The following is a 19,685-nucleotide window of genomic DNA, read 5'->3' on the forward strand; positions in this document are numbered from 1 at the left end:
CTACCCAGTAGAGTGGATGCCGGCGGTTTATATCTATCCGTCACTGCCGGAGAGAGCCACGCCTCGGGCTGCCTATCCGCCGAGGAAGTGCCAGATGTGCCCGCGCTCTTCGGGCGGGTCCACACCCGGGAGCTGTTTGAGCGCGGGCTGGATGGCGTTCCACCAGCCGTCGGCGGTCTGGAACTCCGCCGGGTGCTCGGGGAAGACGTCCTGCAGGAAGTCGCCCTTCTTCGCGCTCGGGTTCTCCGTGAGGTAGTCGTACGCCGCCAGGACGGCCTCGCGCCGGGCCGTCGCGGTGCTGCCGGTCCCGGGGATGTCGACCTCGGTGATCGCCTGGCGGACCGCCGGAGGATACGCCGCCAGCTCGTCGTCGGAGACCGGTGTGGCCCCCTCGGAGAACGAGTCGTCGTGTCGCGCGTCTGTGATCGGGTCGTCGACCGCCTCGACCGGGAGCGGTCGCCACCAGACCCGGCCCCGGGCCCCCACCTTCCGCGTCTCCAGGTCGCCGCGCTCGACGAGGTCGTTGAGCTTGTTGTGGACCGTCCGGCGCGAGCAGTCCAGCTCCTCGAGCACGTCGCTCGCGGTGAGTGGGCGCGCCCGGTCCTCCTGTCGCTCGAACACGGCGAGTGCGGCCTCGAGTGGGATGCGGTCGGCGAACTGACCGTCGTCGTCCCGGTCGCGCTCGCGCGCGCCACCCTCGGTTGCCATGGACTACCATGTTAGCTACCCCCGTATAAGCCTTTACACACGAGTGAACTCCGGGTGCAGTCGTGTGAATCGGTCGCTTCACACGTGCGAACACGGTTCGTGGTACCACCTCACACGTAAATACTGCCGCGTTTTCGTCGCGTTCGCGTCGGTGATTTCCGGCAAAATCACCGGACGTAGCCGATTCATTCGTGTGAATCGAAGATTCAGTCGTCTGAACCACCGCTCGGACGGGGTCGGCCCGCGTGCGATGGAGTATAGCAATGGTCACAGAACCGATTGAAACAGGGTACAACAGGCCGCAAAAGCCCTCTTCAGACCCTCAAAACAGCAGAAATGGACGTTTCTATATGCCCTTAAACAATAATATCGCTTACTACTTGGGAAATCTATTTATACCTCTATTCGCATGCTTGTTCCATGCCAGAACACGGCAAGAACAGTGGTAGCACGGTTCACAGGCGGCGGTACCTGCAGGCACTCGGCACGGGGGCAGTCGCGGCGTTCGCCGGCTGCGCAGACACCAGCGATCCGGACACCAGCGGCGGTGGCGGTGGTGGCGGCAACGGCAACAACGGCGGCACGCAGGGTGGTACGCAGTCCAGCGGCGAGGACATGTCGTTCAAGGTGGGTGTGATCACCTCGCAGTCCGGCTCGTACTCCTTCCTCGGCAAGGGTGAGGTCCAGGGCGCCAAGCTCGCGAAGGCCGACCTCGAAGAGGAGTACGGCGTCGACATCGAGCTCGTCACCGCGGACACCGAGACCGACCCAGGGACCGGTCTCGAACGCATGAAGCGGCTCGTCAACGAGGACCAGGTCGACTTCACGCTCGGGGGCGTCTCCTCGTCGGTCGCCATCAAGATGGGGAACTGGGCCTCCGACAACGGCGTGGCCTACATGGCGGCCGGGTCGCACTCCGACGCGACCACGGGTGGGAAGTGCGCCGCCAACATGTTCCGACCGACGTGTTCGAACTCCATGCTGGCGAACGCGCTCGGCACCCAGATGGCGGACTACGCCGACTCGTGGTTCGTCATGTTCGCCGACTACACCTGGGGCCAGACCGGTGCGAAGGCCATCAAGGGCGCGCTGAAGGCCAACGGGGCGGAGATCAAGGGCGAGGTCGGCACGCCGTTCCCCTCGCAGGACTACACGCAGTACCTCAACGAGGCGGCGAACTCCGGCGCCGACGGCCTCGCGGTCGTCATCGCTGGCACCGACCAGCGCATCGTCACCAAGCAGTTCCTCAACAAGGGCCTCGACCAGGACATGAAGATGGCCGGGCCGCTGTTCGAGGAGTCCGTCTTCTGGGGCATCGGCAAGGAGGCCGCCTCGGCGGCCGGCCTGTGGGCGACGCCGTGGGCCGCCTCCTCGCCCGCGACCGACCTCGGCGAGAGCGTGAAACAGCGCGTCGCCAGCGAGTTCGGCGCCTCGCCGTTCTCCCGGCACTTCATGGGCTACACCTCGATGGACCAGCTCACCCGGGCCGCCATCCGCGCCGGCTCGAAGGACGCCGCCGACATCCGCGGCGAACTCGAGGGCCACGAACTCGAACACAAGCTCAAGCAGGGGAAGATGTACTTCCGCGCCGACGACCACCAGCTCATCCAGCCGGTGTCGACCGTCGAGGCGAAGGCGCAGTCGAACATGCAGGACGACCCCTACAAGAGCTGGTTCGAACACACCAGCAAGACGGCCGGCGACGAGGTCGCCCGCGACCCGAGCGAGACGGGCTGCAGCCTGTAACGTCGAGGCACCACCCGCAACCACACTATCTTCAACGAGTACGCAGGAATGACCGAAACACCACAATCAGGTGCCGTCGAACGCCTCAGGGAGGAGGCAGCCGCCTCGCCCCGGCTCGCCGCGACAGCGGCCGTGCTGGCGGTCCTCCTCGGAATCGCGTTCGTGACCAACCCCGGCCTGTTCGTCGACCAGGCCATCAGCGGCCTCGTCTACGGGATGATCCTCATCCTCATCGCGCTGGGGCTGTCGCTCATCCTCGGGCTGATGAACGTCGTGAACTTCGCCCACGGGGCGCTGTTCATGCTCGGGGCCTACCTCGCCTACCAGCTCGTCGCCATGATGAACCTCCCGTTCTTCGCGGCGCTGGTCATCGCCCCACTGCTGGTCGGCCTCGTCGGGGCGGCCATCGAGCTGCTCGCGCTTCGCCGACTCTACGGGCAGGAACCCATCGTCGGCCTGCTGGCGACGTTCGGGCTGACGCTGATGCTGCAGGAGTGGATCCGCTACCAGTGGGGCTCGACCCCCCTGTCGTTCGACATCCCGGCGTGGCTGTCGACGACCACCAACCTCGGCGTCACGAGCGTCAGCACGTTCCGGCTGTTCACGGTGGCGGTCTCGGCGGTCGCCATCGCGTTCGTCTACTACCTCGTGACGAACACCGACTTCGGACTGACCGTCCGGGCCGGCGTGCAGGACGCCGAGATGACCGAGATCCTCGGCGCGAACCTGCCCATCCGCTTCACCGCGACGTTCGTCCTCGGCGCCGGCATCGCCGGCCTCGGGGGCGTGCTGCGGGGCGCGGAGGTCGGCCTCCAGCCCGACATGGGCATCTCGTTCATCATCATGACGTTCATCGTCGTGGTGGTGGGCGGCGTCGGCTCCATCTTCGGGAGCGTCGTCGCCGGGCTGCTCATCGGCTGGGCCATCTACCTCACCAAGCCCGTCCTCAAGGGACTGAGTGAGGTGACCCACCCGCTCGTCGGGGCGGCCGGGCTCGGGCCCGAGTGGCTCGTCATCCCGTCCATCGGCGGGCTCGTCCCGTTCCTCGTGATGATCGTCGTGTTGCTCGCCAGACCCCGCGGCCTGTTCGGCACGGAGGGGTTCCTCGAATGAGCGACGACACCCCCGACCTCGCCGGCGACGGCGAGGGCTACGGCACGGGCCTCGGCGAGATGACCGGCAAGGACCTCCTCTGGGAGTTCCGCGTCCCGCTCGCGCTCGTCGCGCTGGTGTTCGTCCTCCGGCCCGTCGTCGCCCACGAGTGGGTGCTCGGCTACGACAACATCGCGACGACCATCCTCATCTGGATGATCTTCGTCGCCGGGTTCAACCTGCTGCTCGGGTTCACCGGCGTGCTCTCGTTCGGGCACGCCATGTTCCTCGGCATCGGGATGTACTCGGCGGCCATCGGCCTCTCGAAGTTCGGCCTCCCGTGGTTCCTCGGGACCGCCATCGGGCTGGCCGCGACCGGTGCCGTCGCCTTCGGCATCGGGACGGTCATCGCCGAGAAGGGCGAGATATACTTCGCGATGCTCACCATCGCGTTCGGGGAGGCGTTCTACTACGTCGTCAACCAGAACCCGGGCGGGCTCACCGAGGGCTCGGACGGCATCTCGAGCAACACGCTGCCGGCGTGGATCCTCACCGACCGGGGCGACAAGTTCGTCTCGTTCGTCGGCCTGCCCGACTTCGACTGGTACGTCCTCGTCTCGGCGTTCTTCCTCGTGGCGACCATCGCGCTGTGGCAGCTGCTTCGTTCGCCGTTCGGCCGGACGCTCCGGGCGGTCCGCGAGAACGAGGAACTCGCCCGCGCCATGGGCATCGACACGACCCGGTACAAGGTGTACGCGTTCACCATCTCGGCGCTGTTCGCCTCGCTGGCGGGCTCGCTGCTCGAGATCAACGACCAGGGCGCGGTGCTGGAGACGTTCCACTGGACGACCTCCGGCGACGCCGTCCTGATGTCGGTCCTCGGCGGGATGAACTACTTCGCCGGGCCGTTCGCCGGCGTGTTCGTCTGGCTGGGGAGCGAGGACTACCTGACCGACTTCGAGTTGCTCCACCTCCCCCTCTCGGAGTTCGCGCTCGTCAGCGTGAACGTCGAACCGTACATGGAGCACTGGAAGTTCCTGCTCGGCCTGCTGTTCGTGCTCATCATCCTCTCCTCGCCCCGCGAGGGGCTGTGGGGTGGCCTGAAGGGCGCGGGCGGCCGTCTCGCGAGCCGGCTCACCGGAGGTGACACCGAATGAGCACAGAATCCGATTCCACGACCGACGCGACCGCCGAATCGCCCGAGACCATCGCCCTGCGGACCGAAGCGCTGACGAAGGCGTTCGGGGAGCTGTACGCCAACGAGGACGTCTCGCTGGCCATCCCCGAGGGCGAGTTGCGCGCCATCATCGGCCCGAACGGGGCCGGGAAGACGACCTTCTTCAACCAGGTCATGGGCGTGCTCGAACCCACCAGCGGGTCGGTGGAACTCTACGGTGAGGACATCACGGGCCTCCCGGAGCACCGCCGCGCCCACGTCGGCATGGCCCGGTCGTTCCAGTCGAACCAGCTGTTCACGGACGCGACCGTGCTGGAGAACGTCCGCATCGTCGTCCAGACGGCCGAGGCGGGCGAGTTCAGCCTCGACCTGCTCGGCCGCGGGCAGTCGGTCGGTCGGAGGCGGGCCGTCTCGCTGTTGCGCCGGCTCGGCCTCGACCACGTCGCCGAGACCAAGGCGAAGAACCTGAGCCACGGCGACCAGCGCCTGCTCGGCATGGCGATGGCGCTGGCGACCGACCCCGACGTGTTGCTACTGGACGAGCCGACCTCGGGCATGAGCCCGAGCGCGACGACCGAGACGGCCGAACTCATCCGGAACGTCCACGAGGAGTTCGACCTGACGATGCTGCTCATCGAGCACGACATGGACGTCGTCCTCTCCATCAGCGACAGGGTCACCGTGTTGAACCGCGGCGAGGAACTCGCGACCGGGACGCCCGCGGAGATCCAGGCGAACCAGGCCGTCCAGGACGCCTACCTCGGCGGCGTCCGGGAGGAACTATGAGCGCGGACACGCCCGCCGACCCCATCGACGCGACCGAGCGCCGGCCCGGCGAGGACCCACTGCTCAGCATCGACTCGCTGGAGGCCGGCTACGAGACCGGCCAGGTCCTCTTCGGCGTCGACATGGAGGTGTACGACGGCGAACGCGTCTCGCTGCTCGGCCGGAACGGCGCCGGGAAGACCACCACGATGCGGTCGGTCATCGGGACCGAGGTGCCCGAGGTCCGGTCGGGGTCCATCCGGTTCGCCGGCGAGGACCTCGTCGGGAAGGCCCCCTACGAGGTGGCCGCGACCGGCGTCAGCCTCGTGCCGGAGGACCGCCGGTGCTTCCCGGCGCTCAGCGTCGAGGAGAACATCCAGATGGCCATCAACCACGCGCCGAACCCGCGCGGCCGCGAGGAGATACTGGACTCCTTCCCGGAGCTGGACGACATGCGGACGAAACACGCCCGGAACATGAGCGGGGGCGAACAGCAGATGCTCGCCATCGCCCGGGCGCTCGCGTCGAACCCACAGATGATGCTGCTCGACGAACCGTCGGAGGGGCTCGCACCCTACATCGTCCGGCGCATCGAGGACATCATCCAGCGCATCAACGAGGAGGAGGGCATCACCGTCCTCTTCGTCGAACAGAACGTCGGGATGGCGATGGCGGTCGCGGACCGCCACTACATCCTGGACGAGGGCCACATCGTCGAGGAGGTGACGACCGAGGCGCTGCGCGAGGACGAGGAGCTCCGCCAGCGCTACCTCGGGGTCTGACCCGCGCGGCCCGCTTCCCGTCATCCCATCACCCGGTTCCACACTCTTTCTGTCCACCCGTCGTGTCCGACCGAGCAGTATTGTACGCCTGTCACGTTCCCAGTGACACTTTTACTGCTCTGCGTGGTAGACATGTGTGGACGCACAGCACACGCTCCATGGTGACCCAGTGCGTCCATCCCCTTCGCACCGCGAACCGTGAGTTTCACGCCTGCCCAGCCGTAGGGTCGTGTATGGGAGAACAATCGACGACCGCCACCGACCGCGACGAGACGGTGCTCGCCGGGCTGATGGTCGCCTCCGGCGTCATCTTCCCCGGTATCCTGAAGTACATGCTGACCGCGGCCGGCTACTCGTTCCTGGGGACGGTCGCCTGGGCCTGTGGTTTCGGCGGCGTCGCACTCGCGTTCTGGTTCCGGTTCATCCGCCCCCTCGATCTCACCGGGCCGGAGTAGGCACGATTCGTTAGCATTAAGGCCGCTTCGTGGGGAGTTCCTACCAAGGATGACCGCGCTCCCACTCCAGATCATCGACAACTTCTTGCTCCAGTACAACGTCGGGCAGGCGCTCCTGGCAGCGTTCATTCTCTCCATCGTCGCGGCGCTCCCGCTCAAGTCGGCCAAGGTTATCGGCATCAACATCGTCCTGTTCGGTGCCATCTTCGTGCTGACGCCCGCGAGTATGGCACCGGTCGAGTTCACGTTCCTCGGCCTCGGCCTGCTCATCCTCGGCCCGATGGTACTGGTCAGCTCCCGGTAGAACCGCTAGACGAGCTCGTCGTACTGCGCTCCCGTCTGTTTCAACGTCTCCGTCGAGTAGAGCCGTTCGTGCTCGAACGGCAGGTACTCGCTCGCCAGCTCGTCCACCTTCTCGTCGACCGCCTCGGCCTCGCGCCCGTGTATCATCGTGAACAGGTTGTACTGCCAGTCCTGCTCGGGGCGGCGCGGCCGGTGGTAACACAGCGTCACGTAGGGGAGCTCGCCGACCGCCATCCCGCGGTCGTCGAGTTCGTCGTCGGGCACGTTCCAGACGACCATGCAGTTGTTCGAGAAACCGGTGACGACGTGGTTGACGATGCAGCCGATGCGCTTGATGCAGCCGTTCTCCTTGAGGCGCTCGATGGCCGCGAGTACGTCGTCGACCTCGGCGTCGAGGTCGGCCGCGAGGTCGCGGTAGGGCGTCTGCGAGAGCGGGAAGCCGTCCTGGATGGCGAGCAACAGGTCGGCCTCGAAGGGCGAGAGGTCGCCCGTCGCGTTCTCGGAGATGCGGGTCGCCGAGACCTCGGTCGACTCCAGACTCTCGCGGGCGAACCGGTCGGAGTTCACGACCGGGAACTCGAGGTCGATGTAGTAGTCGGTGAGCATCGGGAGGGTCAGGACCGCACAGCCGGTCCGGTCCTCGATCTCGCGCAGGATGCGGTCGCGGGTCTCGCGCGACCCGGCGGTCACGACGAACCACATGTTCCACTCGTGCTCGCGGCGGTAGTTGTGGTTCACCTGCCGGTAGCCGTTGATGACCTCGGCGACCTCGTCGAAGCGGTCCTCAGGGGCCTGCACCGCGGCCAATGTCGAGGAGCCGATGACGGGCGGGTTCAGCACGGCGCCGAACCGCCGGAAGACGCCCTCCTCGCGGAGTCGCGTCACGCGTTCGAAGGCCTCGGCCGCGCCGACCCCGAGGTCCTCGCCCACGGCCTCGAAGGGGTCCGCCTGGACCGGGAAGTTCGACTGGTACTCGTCGATGAGGCGAGCGTCCACGTCGTCGAGACTCGCTCGCCAGTCGCCCGACTGCGTGTTCATCGTCGGCGCTAGGGAGTTCGAGAGGGTAGGTGTTTCGAAGCCAGACAGGCACGCGGCCCGCTCGGCCGGCCTGACGCCTCAGGGAGCAGGTAGAACCCGGCGGGCTGAGACGACCGAACCGATGCCCTCCACCGACCTGCACCGTCGGCGGTTCGTGACGCGGACACTGGCGAGCGGACTCGCACTGGCGTCGGCCGGGTGTCTCGCCGGCTCGGGAGGCGGGAGGCCCACCTCGACCGGGCCGGCGACCGGAGCCGACACGACCACGCCCCCTGGGCCGGCGACCGAGACCGGCACGCCCACCTTCGACCAGACGTACCCGACCGACGTGGGTACCGGCGACGACCCGGTCGACCTGTGGGTGGCGAACGGGACGGCGGAAACCCGGCGCATCGAGGTCCGCGTGTCGGCCGAATCCTCGGAGGAGGTACCGTTCGACGAGACCTTCGAGCTCCGTCCGGGGAAACACCGGTACATCGACCTGTTCGGCCACCGTGCGACCGGGGTGTACCGGGTCGCGGTGCGCACGGACTCCGGTGCCAGCGGCTCGTACACCTGGGACCTGCAGGAGCGCCCTGCCGGCGGTCGGCTCTCGGTGGCGGTCGACGACGAGGGCGTCGACTTCGGGTACAGCATCGCGTGAAGCGGCGCTCACGGCTGGTTCGACGACGGAGACGACGTTCGGCTTGAGCACTCGTGGGTCGGTCCTTTGCCAGTGTGCGTTACATTTTCTAGCATGGTCGAAACACAGACGTTCGCCGAGTTCGTCCCGCGCGTCAGCTACGACGCCCTGCCCGACGACGTGGTCGACGAGTTGAAGAAACGCGTGCTCGACTCGCTCGGCATCGCCGTCGCCGCTCTCGACGCCGAGACGACCGACACCGTCTACAGCACCGTCACCGAGTACGGCACCGACGGCCCCTGTCGGCTCTGGGGCCATCACTCGCGGGCGACGCCCGACGAGGCCGCGATGCACAACACGACTCTGGTGCGCTACCTCGACTTCATGGACTCGTTCCTAGCGCCCGGGGAGACGCCCCACCCGAGCGACAACATCGCCGCGGCCATCGCCTGCTGCGAGGACGCGAACCGCTCCGGCGAGGACCTGCTCGAAGCCATCGGGGTCGCCTACGAGGTGCAGGGCGAACTGGCGTGGAACGCCCCGGTCCGGGACCGCGGCTGGGACCACGTCACCCACACGGTCGTCTCGGCGGCGTGTGCCGCCGGGAAGGCCTACGGGCTCGACGCCGACCAGCTGGCCAACGCCATCGGCATCGCCGGCACGGCCCACAACGCCCTCCGGGTGACCCGCACCGGCGGCATCAACGAGTGGAAGGGCGTCGCGAGCGCGAACGCCGCCCGGAACGCGGTCTACTCGGTCAGACTCGCCCGGCACGGGATGGACGGCCCGACGAACCTCTTCGAGGGCCAGAAGGGCTGGCAGCAGGTCGTCTCGGGCGACTTCACGGTCGACCTCGACCCGGCCTGCGAGCGCGTCTTCGACACCATGACCAAGCGCTACGTCGCCGAGACCTACGCCCAGTCCGCCGTCGAGGGCATCGTCCAGCTCGCCGAGTCCGAGGACATCGACCCCGCGGACGTCGAGCGCATCCACCTCGATACCTTCGCGGGCGCGAAGCTCATCATCGGCGGCGGCGAGGGCAGCCGCTACGAGGTCGAGACGAAGGCCCAGGCCGACCACTCGCTGCCGTACATGCTGGCGGCCGCGCTGGCCGACCGCGAACTCGGCATCGACGCCTACGAGCCCGAGCGCATCGCCCGCGAGGACGTGCAGACGCTGCTCCGGACGGTCGAGGTCAGCGAGGACGACGAGCTGACGCGGCGCTTCGAGGGCGGCGAGATGCCCGCCCTCATCCACGTCACGCTCAAGGACGGCACCACCTACGAGGTGGAGAAGGCGGCCTTCCAGGGCCACCCCAGCGACCCGATGGACTGGGAGCACGTCGAGGCGAAGTTCCACGAGAACACCCGCGGGCGGTACGACGAGGACCACCGCGAGAAGCTCGTCGAGACGGTCCTGCAACTCGAACGACACGACGTGGACGACCTGGTGGCGCTGCTGAAGTAGCTGGAGAGCAGGACGGCGGCGCACGACTCTCGGGCTACGGCGTCTCGATGTACGCGAAGCCCTCGCGGGCCTGGAGCTTCGTGAGCTCGCCGACGCCCGCGGGGACGGTCTCGACCACGTCGAGCAGGTCGGACTCGGCCACGTCGAGGGCCGCCATCGAGTTCTGGCAGGCGCGGAAGGAGACGCCCTGCTCGGCGAGCTCGCGGACCTTCTCGGGGTACTGCGAGTCGGTCTCGGTGAGCAGGTAGATGCCCTTGCCGTTGGCGACGAGGACGGTCTGGTCGACGGGCGTCGTGTCGTCGGCGAGCAGGTTGGCGACGTTCGCGACGGCGTGGCGCTGTTCTTCGGGGGGTTTCGAGAAGTGGAAGACGGTACTCATGGCTGGTTCCTCGGGTTCGGCGGTGGTCTCCTCGGTGGTCTCGGTGGGCGTCTCGGTCGCCGCGTCGGTCCCCGTCGCGGTCCGGGTGCCTGTCGGCGGCTCGGTCCCGACCAGTCCGGCGTCGGTACAGCCGGCGAGCAGGAGGGTCGCACCCGTGCCGACGACACCGAGGAGCTGGCGGCGCGTTCGGTTCGAACCCATCACGACCGGCTTGGACCCCGGGACCCCTTGCTACGCGCCTGCTAAGCCGGGAGATGCGGGACTGACCCGCACCTAGGCGGTCGATAAGCGTCGCGCGCGAGAACGAGGTGTCTGCTGGGTGGTCAGCGCCGGTCGTCGCCGTCGCCCTCGCTCACGTCGATGTGGACGGGTTCGTCGTCGCGACTGTCGCGACTGCCCGTGCCCTCACCGCCGAGGAGCTTCGAGCGCAGGTCGTCCGCGACCGACTGGACCTGGTCGCGGAGCGTGCTGACCTCGCGCTCGAACTGCTCGACCGACCGCTCGACGTAGTGGACGCGCTGGATGGGGATGCGTCGCACGAGGTCGCGGTCCTCCTCCTCGCCGGTCTTCAGTATCCAGTGGTCCTGGAAGTACGCGATGTGCTCGTTCGCGACCGTCTTCTCGACGGTCTCGCCGTCGGGGTCGTCGTACACGATGACTGCCTCGCCGAGTTCTCTGTCGGTCATACCCGGGACGAGGGGCGCCAGACGGGTAACGGCTTGGCACAGACGGTTAGGTTGCCGCGAGCGGCGGGGCGTTCGTGTCACCCCGTAGAAATTTGTGGCGCGGGCCTCGACTGCTAGCACATGACCGACTCGGACCTCCTCGAAGCCATCGCCCGCCTGCCGACGGTCTCCCAGCCGACGCCCTCGCCGAGTGGCGACGCACTCGCGTTCATCTGGGACGAGACGGGGCGGAACGAACTCTACCTGCGCGACCTCGCCACCGACGAGGTGACACAGATCAGCGACGGGGAACTGCCCCGGAGCGCCGCGCTCCCACTGCTCTGGTCGCCCGACGGCGAGCGCGTCTACTACCACCGCGACGAGGGCGGCGACGAGCAGTACGACCTCTGTGCGGCCGACCGCGAGGGGACCCACGAGACGCTGGTCACCCTCGACGGGCAGAACCGACTGCTCGACACCTACGGGGACGACCTGCTGTTCACGTCGACCGCCAGCGGCCAGATGAACCTGCACTGGTACCGCGGCGAGACCGGCGAGACCGAGCAGGTGACCGACCGGGAGCGCCCGGTGTTCGGGGCGTCGGTCTCGCCCGACGGCGACCGTCTCGCGGCCTACCAGGTCAGCGACGAGAGCCTCGACGGGTACGAGGCCGTCGTCTCGGCCCGTGACGGCGGCGACGCCCGGCAGCTCGACCTCGGTGACGTGGATTCGGAGACCATGGTCGAGGACTGGCACCCCGAGGGCGACCGCGTACTGGTGGAGGACGACGCGACCGGGAAGAGCCGCGTCGGCGTCTTCGCCCTCGACGACGACTCGGTCAGGTGGCTCTCCGCGGGCGACCGTCCCGAGCACGCGGTCGCGTTCACCCCCGACGGGACCCGGGTCGTCGCGATACGGAAGCGCGACGCCGCCATCGTCCCGGTCGTCTACGACCTCGCCGAGGGAGAGAGCCGCGAGTTCGACCTCCCGCTCGGCGTCACCCGCCCCGGGGCGCTCATGAGCCTCTGTGACCCCTTCGTGGACGACGACGAACTGGTCCTCACGCACCAGACCGCCGCGGCCCGCCCCGAGGTGGTCCGGTACGACCTCGCGACCGACACCGCCGAGACGGTCCACCCGGCCGCCTACGGCGACCTCGACCCGGACACCTTCGTCGAGGCGACGTACCACACCTACGAGTCCGAGGACGGCCTCGAGATCGGCGGGCTGCTGTACGAACCCGACCGCGACGGCGACGAGCCAGCCCCCGCCATCGTGGACGTCCACGGCGGGCCGCACTGGCAGTCGATGCGCCGGTTCAACGTCGTCGTCCAGTTCCTCGCGACGCAGGGCTACACCGTCTTCCGGCCGAACTACCGCGGCTCCACCGGCCGCGGGCGCGAGTTCAAACTGGCCGTCCGTGGCGACTGGGGCGGGATGGAACAGGCCGACATCGCGGCGGCCGGGCGCTGGCTCGCGGCCCGCGAGGGCGTCGACGCGGACCGCATCGCGGTCGCCGGCGCGTCCTACGGCGGCTACTCGGCGTACTCGCAGCTCGTGCAGTACCCGGACCTCTGGGACACCGTCGTGGCCCGGGTCGGCATCACCGACCTGCACGCCCTCTACGAGGAGGACATGCCCCACTTCAAGACCATCCTCCAGCAGCAGATGGGCGACCCCGAGGAGAACCACGACCTCTGGCGGGACCGCTCCCCGGTCGAACACGTCGAACACGCCGAGGCGCCCCTGTGCATCATCCACGGGGTGAACGACCCGCGCTGTCCCATCTCGCAGTCCCGGCTGTTCAGGGAGGCGCTGGAGGACGAACGCGGCTGGACCGCCGGCGAGGAGTTCGAGTACAACGAACTCGACGAGGAGGGCCACGGCTCGGGCGACCAGGAGCAGAAGATACGCACCTTCGAGCTGCTCGGGGCGTTCCTCGACGAACGACTCTGAGCGCCTGTCGTGGCTTGTGTTACCAAGCCACTCGGCTAACAGCCTCGCGGGCGAAGTCCCTGCATGGCTCGCGCCTTCGACTTCCTGCACGTCAACGACCGACCCGAGAAGCCACGCGACCGCGGCATCACCGAGATCCGCGGCCCGTACTACGACCCGATGGGGCCCCGCGAGTTGCGGGACATCCTCGAGACGATGGGTGAGTACGTGGACATCTACAAGTTCTCGGGCGGGTCGTTCGCCCTGATGCCCGAGGAGGCGGTCAGAGACCTCATCGACACCTGCCACGAGTTCGACGTCATGGTCTCGACCGGGGGGTTCGTCGAGAACGTCCTCGTCCGGGACAACGACCTCGTCGACCGCTACATCGAAGAAGCGGGGAACCTCGGCTTCGACATCGTCGAGATATCCTCGGGCTTCCTCGCCATCGACACCGACGACCTCGTCGCGTTGACCGAGACGGTCGCCGACCATGGCCTGAAACCGAAACCCGAGATAAACGTCCAGTTCGGCGCCGGTGGCGCCTCCAGCGTCGAGGAGCTGGAATCCGAGGCGGCCATCGACCCGGCGAGCGCCATCCGGGAGGCCGAGCGCCACCTCGACGCCGGCGCGTACAAGATAATGGTCGAGTCGGAGGGCATCACCGAACGGGTGCGGGAGTGGCGGACCGACGTGGCCTTCGAGATCGCCAACGAGGTCGGCATCGAGCACTGCGTGTTCGAGGCCGCCGACCCGCCGGTGTTCGAGTGGTACATCAAGAACTTCGGCCCGAACGTGAACCTGTTCGTCGACAACTCACAGATAGTGGAGCTGGAGTGCATGCGCTCGGGCCTGTGGGGCAAGAAGAGTTCGTGGGGGCGGACCGCGAGCTACCAGCGGGAGGGGTGAGCGCCCTCAGTCCGCGGTCGCGTCGGCGGTCGGCTCCGGCCGCCCTATCCCCCACTCGTCCTCTTCGCGTCGAATGGCCCACCACAGCACGACGGCCGCGCCGAGGGTCGTGACCACGACGTTCACCGCGCCCGCGATGCCCGTGGCCCAGGCGGGGCCGGTCACGTCGGCGGCGACGACCACCGAGGCCGGCGTCTCGCCGTAGCGACCGATGCCGAGGTTCGTCAGCACGTCGACGCCGGCGTGGAAGCCGATGGCGAGCGCGAGCCGGCCGGTGAGGACGTACAGCGCGCCGAGGACGACGCCGAGTTCCACCCAGAACAGGATGGAGAGGCCGAGGCCCGACTGCGAGAGGTGGAGGAGGCCGAAGAAGGTGCCACTGAGGAGCGTGGCGGCCCAGACCGCGGTCCGGTCGGAGCCGGGGAGGGCCTCGGCGAGGGTCGTCAGCAGGAACCCGCGGAAGTACGTCTCCTCCCAGACGCCGACGAGGCAGAACGCGAGCGCGAAGGCCACGAAGGCCTGGAGCAGCCCGCCGGTGCCGGCGACGAACCAGCCGGTGATGCTGGCCCAGCCGGCCGCGAGCAGGACGGCGAAGGCGACCACCTGGATGAGGCCGCCGACCGCGACGCCGACGAGGAGGTCGCCGCGCCAGCCCGGTTCGAAGCCGAGGCCGTAGTCGGTGAGGGACCGGCCGTCGAGCCGGCTGAGGCCGACGACCACGCCGAGGGCTGCGACCGTCGCAGCCGCGTTCGCCGCGGTCGCGGACCACGGCAGGGTGAGCGCACGGTTCGCGAGTGTGGACAGGACGAGGACGGCGGGGAGGCCGACGACCAGCCCGAGGAGGAGTCGCCAGCCCGCCCGCACCGTCCCCGCGTCGTTCCGGAGGATGCCATTCAGGGAGGCCATGAGAGGAGCCACGGCTGCCAGTCACAAAGGCGATTCCAGTACCGCGATACTATAACGAATAAGACAGTTCGGTGTGACGTGTGTCCCGAGGCGATGTCCGACCACGACCCGACCGCCGGCCTCGACCTGCTCGGCGAGGACACCCGGTTCGCCATCCTGCGCGAACTCGCGGAGCACCAGCGCGAGCACCCCGATTCACGGGCGCTGCCCTTCGCCGAGTTGCGAAAGCGCGTCGGCCGCCGGGACGCTGGGAACTTCAACTACCACCTCAAGCGGTTGCGCGACCGGTTCGTCGAGTCGACCGAGGACGGCTACCGGCTCACGTACCTCGGGATGGTCGCCTACGGCCGGCTTGCGGCCGGAACGTACGCCCCCCACGACACCATCGGCCCGGCGGAACTCGACGCCGACTGCCCCATCTGCGGACAGGGGATGACCGCGACCTACGAGGACTGCATCCTGACGGTGTCGTGCCCCGACGGGCACGTCGTGCCACAGAACTTCCTGCCGCCCGCGGCCACGACCGACCGGGACCTCTCGGACCTGCTCGACGTGGCCGCCCTGGGCCTGCTGCAGGACGCCGAGGCGGCGCTCTCTGGCGTCTGCACCTTCTGTGACGGCCCCGTGTCGCTCGCCCTCACGGAGACGGACGCCGACACCGGGTGGGCGAGTCACGCCTACGCCGGCAACTGTCGCTCCTGTGGCGTGCTGTTCCGGCTGTCGGCGCCGGCCGCCGCCCTGGTCGAACCGGCTGCCGCGGCGTTCTGTGCGCGCCACGGTGCGAACCCGCGGGCCGGGTTCTCGGAACTGCTGACCGCACTGGGCAACGCGGAGACCGTGGCTTCCGGCACGGACCCACCCTCTTCGACGGTCGTGGTCCGGTTCGGCGAGGAGTCGGTCCGGGTGCGGGTGACCGCCGAGGGGGTCGACCACGTCCCGACTCCAGATTCCTGAGAACGGACCGGGCGACTTTTGGCCGGACCGTCCCAACGCATGCCCATGTCGAAGACGACCCAGGAGTACGGCGAGTGGCCGCTGAAACGGCTGATGACGGAAGTGTGTGGCTCCGGTCCGAAGTCCGCAGAGGACCTGACACGCGAGCAGGCCCGGGAGGCGTTCCAGCGCATCCTCGGCGGCGAACCCGACGACCTCACGCTCGGCGGGTTCTGGCTGGCGAACCGCTGGAAGCGCAACAACCCGGAGGAGCTCGGCGCCTACACCGACGTGATGCGCGAGGAGAGCGTCGTCACGGCCGAACCCGACTGCGACCCCGTCGACTGCGGCGCGAACTACGACGGCAAGGGGCGCTCGGCCATCTTCGGCGTCGGCGCGGGCGTCGTCGCCGCGGCCGCCGGCACGCCGGTCGTCGCCCACTCCGGCGACCGCGTCCCCACCCAGAAGCAGGACGCCTACAAGCACGTGCTCGACGAACTCGGCGTCCGCACCGAGCTCTCGGTCGAGGAGTCCGCCGACATGGTCGACGAGACCGGCTTCGGCTTCTACTACCAGCCCGAGTTCAACCCGAAGGTCCACGCCCTCTGGGAGCAACGCGACAAACTCGGCGTGCGCTCGTTCGTCAACACCATCGAGACGCTCGCGAACCCGGCGAACGCGTCGGTCCACCTCGGCTCGTTCTATCACCTCGCGTTCGCGAAGAAGGTGTGTGACACCTTCGCAGAGAGCCGCGAGAGCGACGTGGACAAGGTCGTCATGTTCCAGGGGATGGAGGGCTACGACGACATCCGCCCCGGCTACACGAAGGTGGCCGAATGGGACGGGGAGGAACTCTCCGACTACGAGATCGAGACCGCGAACTTCGGCATGGACTTCGAGGGCGAGGACCTGCAGGTCGAGAACGTCGCCGAAGAGTCCGCGACCATCACCGAGGAGGTGCTCGACGGCGAGCGCGACGACCAGTTCGCCGACGCCATCGCCCTGAACGCTGCGTTCCGGATGTACGCCCGCGACGACGTGGCCGACCTCGACGAGGGGCTCGAAGCGGCCCGCGAGGTCATCGAATCGGGCGACGCGGCCGCGGTGCTCGAAGACCTCCGCGAGTTCTGAGAACAGCTGACACGGAGGACACCTTTACTGGGCAAGGATTCCTCCCCATCTTTCCAGTAACCTTTTCCTCACCTCGGGCGAAGCAACCGCATGGACTCTCGGTCACTTTACGCTGCAGATTACGACCTCATCCGCGAGGCAGAGACCTGTCTCGACGAACACTTCCACCCAGAGCGACACGACGTCGCCGCCGCGCTCCGGACCGAATCCGGCGAGGTCTACACCGCCATCAACGTGAACTCGCGCATCGGGAACGCCAGCGTCCACGCCGAGCCGGTGAACCTCGCGAACGCGCTCCGGGACGGCCACACCCGCTTCGACTGTTCCGTGGCCGTGTACTACCCCGACGGCGACCCGGAGAACGACCCGGCCGTGACACCGGCCTGTGGCGTCTGCCGGGAACTGCTGTACGACTACGACGTGGAACTCGACGTCATCGTCATGGACGACGGGGACGTGCGGAAGGCGAGCATCACGGAACTGCTGCCCGGTCGCTGACTCACTCCTCGAGGGGCACGGCCACGCTCGCGAGCCGGTCGCCACCTTTCACCGTCGCCTCTCGCGTTATCGCGTAGAGGATGCCGTCGCGAGTCGACTCGGCGCGCTGGAGGACCTCGTAGGTCGTCGGGTCGTAGACGACGCCGAGGTGGTCGCCCTCGGCGATGGTCTGGCCGAGGGCGAGCCCCTCGGCCGGCCGGAACAACCCCGACTCTTTCGCGTCCACCCGGCCGAGATGGTTGCGAGCCACGCGTGGCTCGCCCGTCGGGATCACCTGTCCGTCGAGCACGTCGAGCGACCGGAGCACGTTCAGGACGCCCCGGACCCCGGTCCTGACGGCGTCCTCGACGATCTGCTTGTTGTGGGCGAGTTCGGGCGTGATGGCGGGGATGTCCTCGCGGGCCGCGACCACCCGCAGTTTCCCGTCGAATCCGCGTCGATGCCACGACTCCGGGGCACCGTCGCCGGCCTGCTCGGCGAGCAGCAGGTCGGTCCCGAACACCTCCGCGAGGTCGCGCGAGGCGGGGTCGCCCTCCATGAAGACGGTGTGGGTCTGCATGTCCGGGCTGCCGGTGTGCAGGTCGACGATGGCATCGGCCTCGCCCGCGTACTCCCAGAGCGCCGCCGCCATGCGCTGGTGGACGCTCCCGGTCGGGGTCCCCGGCCAGACGCGGTTCATGTTCGGGTTCACCGAGTCCAGCACCTCGGGCGTGGTGTAGGAGATGCGGTCGAAGGTGAGCGGGTTCGCGACGGGGACCACGACGACGCGCCCGCGGAGCTCCGTCGTCGGCAACTCGTCGTGGAGCCGGCGACACACCTCGGTCCCGTTGATCTCGCGGCCGTGCTGGGCGGCCTGGACGTACACCGTCGGCCCTTCCGCCGGGCCCTCGTAGCTGTGGACCGTGGTCGTGACCTCGACGCCGGAGGGGAGCCTGGCCAGTGTCACGCGCTCTCTGCGATGGCGAGCCGAGCGGGTCATTCGCTCCTGTGGTTCGGGCGGCTGGCTATTGAATCCACGCACTACGCGTCAGACCGCAGGATGGCGTAGAGGTGGCTGTCGACGAACGAGCCGTCGATGTACTCGTGCTCGCGGAGGACGCCCTCGCGGTCGAACCCGAGTTTCTCGAGGACGCGCTGGGACGCCTCGTTGGCCGCGAGGGTGTCCGCGGTCACCTTGTGCAGGCGCAACTCGTCGAAGGCGTACTCGACGACGAGGTCGACCATCTCGGTCGCGTACCCCTCGCCCTGGTGCTCGGGGACGACCCAGTAGCCGAGGCGGGCCCGGCCGGGGACGTGCTCGACGTCGAACAGGGCGACGAAGCCGACGCGCTCGCCCGCGTGTATCGCGACGAACGCGAGGTTCTCGCGGACCGTCACCGAGTCGAGGAAGGACTCGGCGTCCGCGATGGTCTGTGGGAACGACCGCGTCAGCGAGCCGCGCATGGCCGGGTCGTTCTGGTGATGGCGCAGGAAGTCGAGGTCCGAGGGCTCGACCGACCGGAGCGCGAGCCGGTCCCCCCGGAGAAAGGTCGTATCGACCATGGGCTAGAGAGGGGCGACTGGAGCGTAAGCGTGCCGACAATCCACAACGTTTTCCCCCGGGCGGTCGTCGGTCAGAGCATGAGCGACCTGACTGCCACCATCCACACGAACCGCGGCGACATCGAGGTCGAACTGTACGACGAGCGCGCCCCGCGCACCGTCGACAACTTCGTCGGCCTCGCCACAGGCGAGAAGGCCTGGACGGACCCCGAGACCGGGGAGACGGTCGAGGGCGAGCCGCTGTACGAGGACGTCGTCTTCCACCGCGTCATCGAGGGCTTCATGATCCAGGGCGGCGACCCGACCGGGACCGGCCGCGGCGGCCCCGGCTACGAGTTCGACGACGAGTTCCACGACGAGCTGAACCACGACGACGCCGGCATCCTCTCGATGGCCAACGCCGGCCCGAACACGAACGGCTCGCAGTTCTTCATCACGCTCGACGCCACGCCGCACCTCGACGGCAAGCACTCCGTCTTCGGGAAGGTCGTCGACGGCATGGACGTCGTCGAGGAGATCGGCTCCCTGCCGACCGACGCACAGGACCGCCCGATGGAGGACGTCGTCATCGAGTCCGTCGACGTCCACGACGAGTAAGCAGTTTCGACCCACCACTTCTTTCGACGCCGCCT

At 68.3% G+C, this 19,685-nt stretch carries 22 protein-coding genes; 15 read left to right on the forward strand and 7 right to left on the reverse strand.

The genetic code is table 11. The features are described 5' to 3' along the window. Positions 1-72: 72 nt before the first annotated feature. Positions 73-708, reverse strand: a complete 636-nt coding sequence (locus tag NOV86_RS07600) for a Fic family protein (RefSeq protein ID WP_267640740.1) — start codon at positions 706-708, stop codon at positions 73-75. A gap of 420 nt (positions 709-1,128) precedes the next feature. Here NOV86_RS07600 and NOV86_RS07605 point away from each other — a divergent pair, with 420 nt between their 5' ends. The 7 genes from NOV86_RS07605 to NOV86_RS07635 all read left to right on the forward strand — a co-directional run bounded on the left by NOV86_RS07605 (position 1,129) and on the right by NOV86_RS07635 (position 7,029). After that, complete coding sequence (locus tag NOV86_RS07605) at positions 1,129-2,454, forward strand: ABC transporter substrate-binding protein (RefSeq protein ID WP_267640741.1); 1,326 nt, start codon at positions 1,129-1,131, stop codon at positions 2,452-2,454. Positions 2,455-2,502: 48 nt separating this feature from the next. Then, entirely contained in the window at positions 2,503-3,567 is a 1,065-nt protein-coding gene (locus tag NOV86_RS07610; protein ID WP_267640742.1) for a branched-chain amino acid ABC transporter permease, read from the forward strand. Continuing rightward, complete coding sequence (locus NOV86_RS07615) at positions 3,564-4,703, forward strand: branched-chain amino acid ABC transporter permease (RefSeq protein ID WP_267640743.1); 1,140 nt, start codon at positions 3,564-3,566, stop codon at positions 4,701-4,703. Before NOV86_RS07610 ends, NOV86_RS07615 begins: the two co-directional genes overlap by 4 nt. After that, positions 4,700-5,509, forward strand: a complete 810-nt coding sequence (locus NOV86_RS07620) for an ABC transporter ATP-binding protein (RefSeq protein WP_267640744.1) — start codon at positions 4,700-4,702, stop codon at positions 5,507-5,509. Before NOV86_RS07615 ends, NOV86_RS07620 begins: the two co-directional genes overlap by 4 nt. After that, entirely contained in the window at positions 5,506-6,270 is a 765-nt protein-coding gene (locus NOV86_RS07625) for an ABC transporter ATP-binding protein (protein ID WP_267640745.1), read from the forward strand. The genes NOV86_RS07620 and NOV86_RS07625 overlap by 4 nt, the downstream gene beginning before the upstream one ends. Positions 6,271-6,503: 233 nt before the next feature. Further along, entirely contained in the window at positions 6,504-6,725 is a 222-nt protein-coding gene (locus NOV86_RS07630) for a DUF7996 family protein (RefSeq protein WP_267640746.1), read from the forward strand. Positions 6,726-6,774: 49 nt separating this feature from the next. After that, entirely contained in the window at positions 6,775-7,029 is a 255-nt protein-coding gene (locus NOV86_RS07635; RefSeq protein WP_267640747.1) for a DUF8006 family protein, read from the forward strand. A gap of 5 nt (positions 7,030-7,034) precedes the next feature. On the opposite strand, the gene ahbB is transcribed toward NOV86_RS07635, so the two are convergent. Then, complete coding sequence (gene ahbB, locus NOV86_RS07640; protein WP_267640748.1) at positions 7,035-8,066, reverse strand: siroheme decarboxylase subunit beta; 1,032 nt, start codon at positions 8,064-8,066, stop codon at positions 7,035-7,037. A gap of 121 nt (positions 8,067-8,187) precedes the next feature. Between ahbB and NOV86_RS07645 the strand changes: the two genes are divergently transcribed. Together NOV86_RS07645 and NOV86_RS07650 are read left to right on the forward strand one after the other, a co-directional pair. Beyond that, positions 8,188-8,709 carry an Ig-like domain-containing protein gene (locus NOV86_RS07645; RefSeq protein WP_267640749.1) on the forward strand — a complete coding sequence of 174 codons (522 nt, stop codon included), beginning with the start codon at positions 8,188-8,190 and terminating at the stop codon, positions 8,707-8,709. A gap of 93 nt (positions 8,710-8,802) precedes the next feature. Next, entirely contained in the window at positions 8,803-10,155 is a 1,353-nt protein-coding gene (locus tag NOV86_RS07650; protein ID WP_267640750.1) for an MmgE/PrpD family protein, read from the forward strand. A 34-nt stretch (positions 10,156-10,189) separates the two neighbouring features. Here NOV86_RS07650 and NOV86_RS07655 read toward each other — a convergent pair whose 3' ends face one another. Continuing rightward, positions 10,190-10,735: a DsrE family protein gene (locus NOV86_RS07655; protein WP_267640751.1), complete on the reverse strand. Its 546-nt coding sequence runs from the start codon at positions 10,733-10,735 to the stop codon at positions 10,190-10,192. Between the two features lie 122 nt (positions 10,736-10,857). Beyond that, positions 10,858-11,220 (reverse strand): hypothetical protein, encoded by a 363-nt coding sequence (locus tag NOV86_RS07660; RefSeq protein WP_267640752.1) that lies wholly within the window; start codon positions 11,218-11,220, stop codon positions 10,858-10,860. Positions 11,221-11,340: 120 nt separating this feature from the next. On the opposite strand from NOV86_RS07660, the gene NOV86_RS07665 reads away from it, so the two are divergent. Both NOV86_RS07665 and NOV86_RS07670 read left to right on the forward strand, forming a co-directional pair. Further along, positions 11,341-13,155, forward strand: coding sequence for a S9 family peptidase (locus NOV86_RS07665; protein ID WP_267640753.1), 1,815 nt, complete (start codon positions 11,341-11,343; stop codon positions 13,153-13,155). Between the two features lie 63 nt (positions 13,156-13,218). After that, positions 13,219-14,043: a phosphosulfolactate synthase gene (locus NOV86_RS07670; protein WP_267640754.1), complete on the forward strand. Its 825-nt coding sequence runs from the start codon at positions 13,219-13,221 to the stop codon at positions 14,041-14,043. Between the two features lie 6 nt (positions 14,044-14,049). Here NOV86_RS07670 and NOV86_RS07675 read toward each other — a convergent pair whose 3' ends face one another. Then, positions 14,050-14,949, reverse strand: a complete 900-nt coding sequence (locus NOV86_RS07675) for a CPBP family intramembrane glutamic endopeptidase (RefSeq protein WP_267640755.1) — start codon at positions 14,947-14,949, stop codon at positions 14,050-14,052. Positions 14,950-15,042: 93 nt separating this feature from the next. Between NOV86_RS07675 and NOV86_RS07680 the strand changes: the two genes are divergently transcribed. From NOV86_RS07680 to NOV86_RS07690, 3 genes are all read left to right on the forward strand, one after another. Beyond that, the gene (locus NOV86_RS07680; protein WP_267640756.1) at positions 15,043-15,903 is read left to right on the forward strand and encodes a winged helix-turn-helix domain-containing protein; all 861 of its coding nucleotides are present in this window, start codon (positions 15,043-15,045) and stop codon (positions 15,901-15,903) included. Positions 15,904-15,948: 45 nt separating this feature from the next. Further along, complete coding sequence (locus NOV86_RS07685) at positions 15,949-17,013, forward strand: anthranilate phosphoribosyltransferase (RefSeq protein ID WP_267640757.1); 1,065 nt, start codon at positions 15,949-15,951, stop codon at positions 17,011-17,013. A gap of 90 nt (positions 17,014-17,103) precedes the next feature. After that, on the forward strand, positions 17,104-17,511 hold the full coding sequence (locus NOV86_RS07690) for a cytidine/deoxycytidylate deaminase family protein (RefSeq protein WP_267640758.1): 408 nt from the start codon (positions 17,104-17,106) through the stop codon (positions 17,509-17,511). A 1-nt stretch (position 17,512) separates the two neighbouring features. On the opposite strand, the gene NOV86_RS07695 is transcribed toward NOV86_RS07690, so the two are convergent. Continuing rightward, positions 17,513-18,490 carry a succinylglutamate desuccinylase/aspartoacylase family protein gene (locus NOV86_RS07695; RefSeq protein WP_267640759.1) on the reverse strand — a complete coding sequence of 326 codons (978 nt, stop codon included), beginning with the start codon at positions 18,488-18,490 and terminating at the stop codon, positions 17,513-17,515. A 41-nt stretch (positions 18,491-18,531) separates the two neighbouring features. Next, positions 18,532-19,053 (reverse strand): GNAT family N-acetyltransferase, encoded by a 522-nt coding sequence (locus NOV86_RS07700; RefSeq protein WP_267640760.1) that lies wholly within the window; start codon positions 19,051-19,053, stop codon positions 18,532-18,534. A 78-nt stretch (positions 19,054-19,131) separates the two neighbouring features. Here NOV86_RS07700 and NOV86_RS07705 point away from each other — a divergent pair, with 78 nt between their 5' ends. Further along, positions 19,132-19,650, forward strand: a complete 519-nt coding sequence (locus NOV86_RS07705) for a peptidylprolyl isomerase (RefSeq protein WP_267640761.1) — start codon at positions 19,132-19,134, stop codon at positions 19,648-19,650. The last annotated feature ends 35 nt before the right edge of the window (positions 19,651-19,685 follow it).

The organism is Haloarchaeobius amylolyticus, assembly GCF_026616195.1.
GTDB lineage: Archaea > Halobacteriota > Halobacteria > Halobacteriales > Natrialbaceae > Haloarchaeobius > Haloarchaeobius amylolyticus.

Excerpts from the sequence above, each read along its gene's own strand:
- NOV86_RS07600 (WP_267640740.1), bottom strand. The coding sequence starts at position 708 with ATGGCAACCGAGGGTGGCGCGCGCGAGCGCGACCGGGACGACGACGGT.
- NOV86_RS07605 (WP_267640741.1), top strand. The coding sequence starts at position 1,129 with ATGCCAGAACACGGCAAGAACAGTGGTAGCACGGTTCACAGGCGGCGG.
- NOV86_RS07610 (WP_267640742.1), top strand. The coding sequence starts at position 2,503 with ATGACCGAAACACCACAATCAGGTGCCGTCGAACGCCTCAGGGAGGAG.
- NOV86_RS07615 (WP_267640743.1), top strand. The coding sequence starts at position 3,564 with ATGAGCGACGACACCCCCGACCTCGCCGGCGACGGCGAGGGCTACGGC.
- NOV86_RS07620 (WP_267640744.1), top strand. The coding sequence starts at position 4,700 with ATGAGCACAGAATCCGATTCCACGACCGACGCGACCGCCGAATCGCCC.
- NOV86_RS07625 (WP_267640745.1), top strand. The coding sequence starts at position 5,506 with ATGAGCGCGGACACGCCCGCCGACCCCATCGACGCGACCGAGCGCCGG.
- NOV86_RS07630 (WP_267640746.1), top strand. The coding sequence starts at position 6,504 with ATGGGAGAACAATCGACGACCGCCACCGACCGCGACGAGACGGTGCTC.
- NOV86_RS07635 (WP_267640747.1), top strand. The coding sequence starts at position 6,775 with ATGACCGCGCTCCCACTCCAGATCATCGACAACTTCTTGCTCCAGTAC.
- ahbB (WP_267640748.1), bottom strand. The coding sequence starts at position 8,066 with ATGAACACGCAGTCGGGCGACTGGCGAGCGAGTCTCGACGACGTGGAC.
- NOV86_RS07645 (WP_267640749.1), top strand. The coding sequence starts at position 8,188 with ATGCCCTCCACCGACCTGCACCGTCGGCGGTTCGTGACGCGGACACTG.
- NOV86_RS07650 (WP_267640750.1), top strand. The coding sequence starts at position 8,803 with ATGGTCGAAACACAGACGTTCGCCGAGTTCGTCCCGCGCGTCAGCTAC.
- NOV86_RS07655 (WP_267640751.1), bottom strand. The coding sequence starts at position 10,735 with ATGGGTTCGAACCGAACGCGCCGCCAGCTCCTCGGTGTCGTCGGCACG.
- NOV86_RS07660 (WP_267640752.1), bottom strand. The coding sequence starts at position 11,220 with ATGACCGACAGAGAACTCGGCGAGGCAGTCATCGTGTACGACGACCCC.
- NOV86_RS07665 (WP_267640753.1), top strand. The coding sequence starts at position 11,341 with ATGACCGACTCGGACCTCCTCGAAGCCATCGCCCGCCTGCCGACGGTC.
- NOV86_RS07670 (WP_267640754.1), top strand. The coding sequence starts at position 13,219 with ATGGCTCGCGCCTTCGACTTCCTGCACGTCAACGACCGACCCGAGAAG.
- NOV86_RS07675 (WP_267640755.1), bottom strand. The coding sequence starts at position 14,949 with ATGGCCTCCCTGAATGGCATCCTCCGGAACGACGCGGGGACGGTGCGG.
- NOV86_RS07680 (WP_267640756.1), top strand. The coding sequence starts at position 15,043 with ATGTCCGACCACGACCCGACCGCCGGCCTCGACCTGCTCGGCGAGGAC.
- NOV86_RS07685 (WP_267640757.1), top strand. The coding sequence starts at position 15,949 with ATGTCGAAGACGACCCAGGAGTACGGCGAGTGGCCGCTGAAACGGCTG.
- NOV86_RS07690 (WP_267640758.1), top strand. The coding sequence starts at position 17,104 with ATGGACTCTCGGTCACTTTACGCTGCAGATTACGACCTCATCCGCGAG.
- NOV86_RS07695 (WP_267640759.1), bottom strand. The coding sequence starts at position 18,490 with ATGACCCGCTCGGCTCGCCATCGCAGAGAGCGCGTGACACTGGCCAGG.
- NOV86_RS07700 (WP_267640760.1), bottom strand. The coding sequence starts at position 19,053 with ATGGTCGATACGACCTTTCTCCGGGGGGACCGGCTCGCGCTCCGGTCG.
- NOV86_RS07705 (WP_267640761.1), top strand. The coding sequence starts at position 19,132 with ATGAGCGACCTGACTGCCACCATCCACACGAACCGCGGCGACATCGAG.